This is a genomic window from Dorea sp. MB18-49, assembly GCF_023669465.1.
GTDB classification, from domain to species: Bacteria; Bacillota; Clostridia; order Lachnospirales; family Lachnospiraceae; genus Dorea_A; species Dorea_A longicatena.
The window spans coordinates 1-3,432 of the sequence record NZ_JAMOYX010000089.1; the positions used below are offsets into that span (position 1 = coordinate 1).

The window sequence follows — 3,432 nt, forward strand, 5'->3', positions numbered from 1 at the left end:
TATTCTTTTTTTATTTTTATCTTTTTTTAGTATGGACATATTTTCTTTTTTATGCAATGATTATGCTATCCGAACAATTATCATAAAAAGCGAGGTGATATAATAATGAAGAAACGATTTACAAAAAAGCAACTGGATGTTATGAAGGTTCTGTGGGAAAGCGCTACGCCAATGATTGCATCCGATATTGTCAGGAAAGACGATGCATTGAATATCAATACCGTACAGGCATGTCTCCGCTCACTGATTGCGAACCATTCTATTAAAGTGGCAGATATCGTCTACAGCGGTACGGTGCTTACCAGAAGCTATGCGCCAGTCATTTCCCGTGATGAGTATTTTGGCAATACTTGTACAGATATACTCGGAGACGGGCAGAAATCTGCGTTAATTGCTTCATTGATCGATACTGAAACAGACCTGGATGAATTAGAGCATCTGGAAGAGATGATAGCCCAGCGCAAACACATTCTTATCAACGGAGGAAATTAAATATGGCGCTTTCATTTGGACCTTTTTTTACTTGCTTTATTGTAACGCTTTTTCTCACGGTGTACCTGCATATCATCATGCACCACACATCCGTTTTCCACAAACGCACGATACAATTTTCGTTAATCGGTATACTTGTTATTTTAATCCGCATGAGTATACCTTTCAATTTTCCTTTTACCTATTCGTTTCAGTCTTATCAGGTCCTGCCAAGGATATTAGACTTTACAACACAAAATATTGCTGGCTGCCGTCTACGGGTGGATACGCTGATATTTTCAATCTGGTTTACGGTCGCTTTTATCCTGCTGTTGCGGCTCCTGGTTCAGTATATACGGCTGCACCATGCGCTCTCTGCATTTTTTGTTGAAAAAGAAGGCGCATATGCATATCTGTACGAGTTTTTACAGGAATACCTTGCCAAACCGATACGGATTGCCCTTATCCCGGAGCCAATCTCTCCGGCCATCACTGGATTATTACATCCGATTTTGATAATGCCCGATGGGCAAAGCTTTTCCGAAACGGAGCTTAAGTACATCTGCCTGCATGAGATTGCGCACTATAAAGAGCATCACCTATGGCTTGGATTTCTGATGGAAATTATCTGCCGCATACACTGGTGGAATCCTTTTGTACAGCATTTAAAAAAAGAATTTATGCTCTTTCTGGAGCTTTCCAACGACTTTTTCCTGATACAATCCAACCCGAAATTCAGTGTCACCGATTACGCTGAACTGATTGTAAAAACCGCAAAAAGAATACAAAGCGCCAGGCTCGCAGAGCCCAGCCGCATGATGCACTTTGCCGTAAATGATACCTCTGTACTAAGTACACGAATCTACTTTATCTTAAATAATCAGGAAAATACTTCCCGTTTTAAGCGTGTACACGGGTATCTGTGCCATACGGCCATATTTGCTGTGGTCATATTCTCTGTTTTCTGCGTCCCTGAACCTAATTTTCGGGAGCTGTATCCGGTGACAGACGGCGCAGTAGAGCTCCGTGAAGATAACGCTTATATCATTGATCACGGAACCAAACAATATACCATTTATTACGAAGGAAGGTTCTTTGCCGACATCGACCACCTCTCTGAAGACTTAAAAAGATTGCCACGCTACAAGGAAGGGGAACCAATTCATGAAAACGACTAAAACACTATTTATCACTTTAATCTGCAGCTTTATTTTTAGTCTGACAACGCCATCATCTATAGCTTTTGCTAATCATACGCTTATTACTTCAAATGTTTATGCTGCTTCGACGGATGCTACGCCTCCAGAAATCAGTCCGGCTTCGCACACTATTGTTTGGAAATATAAAACCTTAAATGGCGTCTTGTATAAATGTAGATATAATCAAACAACAAGGAAATGGATTGGCAAATGGATTAAAGCTTAATTTTTCTAATATAAGGAAAAGACATGTGAATAATCACCAGATGATGAGAGAAATAATGGAAAACTGCATTTTAAAGATTATTTTATTGTCATTGACATCTCAACTCCCCTGCTCCCATTTTAAGTAGCAGGGGAGTTTTCTATAATCGCTGCTTGTCTCTACACGTTCTTATCTGACGCTTATGTTATAGCGATAAATGTTTTATCCCGTGTTTTTATAGGTTTCTCTCTCTGTATGAATCAAAATAGTATCCCGTGTTTTTTGTGATAAGGTTAAATTTATAACCTGTTTATACGGAATTCAAGATAAGGTATTTATCGCTATAAGGGGCTGTCGCACTAAGCAATTAGTGCGCAGCCTCTTTTCGATGAAAAAATACAGCCGGGCTTCGAAAAGTCCGGCTGTTGGTGTAAAATATAAGTATGCGAAAACCTATATTTTTACATAAGAATTATACTTTGAATGAAGGAGGATATCAACTAAAACTTCCTTTAAATTTGGAAACAATCATTCCGGAAGATGATTCTGTGCGATTACTAAGTCAGTTTGTGGAGGGAATGGATTTGACTGACCTGTATTCTACCTATGAAAGAATAAATTCAGTATCGCCAAAAACACTTCTGAAGATTGTACTTTACTCTTACATGAACGGGGACTATTCTTCTCGTTCTATGGAACTGAATTGCAAAAGAGATATCAATTTCATGTTTCTTTTGGAAGGTATCCCAGCCCCAGATCGTGAACAATTTGTATGAACCGTCTACCTGTTCTTTGCTCATAACAGAATTAAATGGAATTGCGTAATCATCATCCTCCATTCGATCACTTTCAGTTTTAATCTCTATATATGATTCATTTGGAATCTGTTGCATGATTGTGATTGTATTATTTTGAAAATCAACATGATCATAATTGAGCCCTCGAACCTCACCTATACGTAATCCGGCAAATAGACATAAAAGTATTTCAAGGTAAATTGCATCACTTTTTTTGGCTATTTCTAACAGCTTGCATATATCTTCTTTTTCATAAGCAATATATTTCGGTGGAATCCTTGGAAAAGTTATAATACTTTCAAACGAAAATTTAATATCTAAAAGTTCTTCCGCTTCTGCCGTTTTCAGAATCGTGCACAGAATTTTCCTGCTTACGATTCCAGCTGTCCGATATGGAAGTTTTGCACATCTTTGTAAAATATCATTTATGTATTCTGGTGTCAGATTGATTAATAAATGATCCTCTTCAATAGATGGCAGGATTACCCGTTGAATTGCCCAATCCGTAGTTTGAAGATAAGAAGGGCTCGTTGTATATTGTTTGAAAATATCAACATACCAATGTTCTATATAAGAAGACAATGTGTATTTTACGCCCGTTATGCTTTTAATATTTTCCATATCCATAGCAAATTGATGCATTGCCTTATGATAAGCAATTTCTGCGTCTTCTTTTGTTTTATATCCTGTTAATTCAGGATATTCTATTTGAAGCAAACTTTTATTCACCACCTTTACGATAATACTCCAGGTATTAGAA

At 37.7% G+C, this 3,432-nt stretch carries 3 protein-coding genes and 1 pseudogene; all 4 read left to right on the top strand.

Annotation, left to right across the window (positions count from 1 at the left end; translation table 11 throughout):
• Positions 1–105 precede the first annotated feature (105 nt).
• The gene (locus NCY30_RS14765; protein WP_117597500.1) at positions 106–492 is read left to right on the top strand and encodes a BlaI/MecI/CopY family transcriptional regulator; all 387 of its coding nucleotides are present in this window, start codon (positions 106–108) and stop codon (positions 490–492) included.
• A 2-nt stretch (positions 493–494) separates the two neighbouring features.
• The gene (locus NCY30_RS14770) at positions 495–1,649 is read left to right on the top strand and encodes a M56 family metallopeptidase (protein WP_006426628.1); all 1,155 of its coding nucleotides are present in this window, start codon (positions 495–497) and stop codon (positions 1,647–1,649) included.
• On the top strand, positions 1,636–1,896 hold the full coding sequence (locus NCY30_RS14775) for a hypothetical protein (protein WP_049940502.1): 261 nt from the start codon (positions 1,636–1,638) through the stop codon (positions 1,894–1,896). The genes NCY30_RS14770 and NCY30_RS14775 overlap by 14 nt, the downstream gene beginning before the upstream one ends.
• Before the next feature lie 422 nt (positions 1,897–2,318).
• Positions 2,319–2,645 (top strand): annotated as a pseudogene (locus tag NCY30_RS15420) (transposase); the annotation flags it as partial.
• Positions 2,646–3,432: the final 787 nt, after the last annotated feature.

Bases quoted from the DNA above. Each gene is read 5' to 3' on its own strand.
- NCY30_RS14765 (WP_117597500.1), top strand. From the start codon at position 106: ATGAAGAAACGATTTACAAAAAAGCAACTGGATGTTATGAAGGTTCTG.
- NCY30_RS14775 (WP_049940502.1), top strand. From the start codon at position 1,636: ATGAAAACGACTAAAACACTATTTATCACTTTAATCTGCAGCTTTATT.
- NCY30_RS14770 (WP_006426628.1), top strand. From the start codon at position 495: ATGGCGCTTTCATTTGGACCTTTTTTTACTTGCTTTATTGTAACGCTT.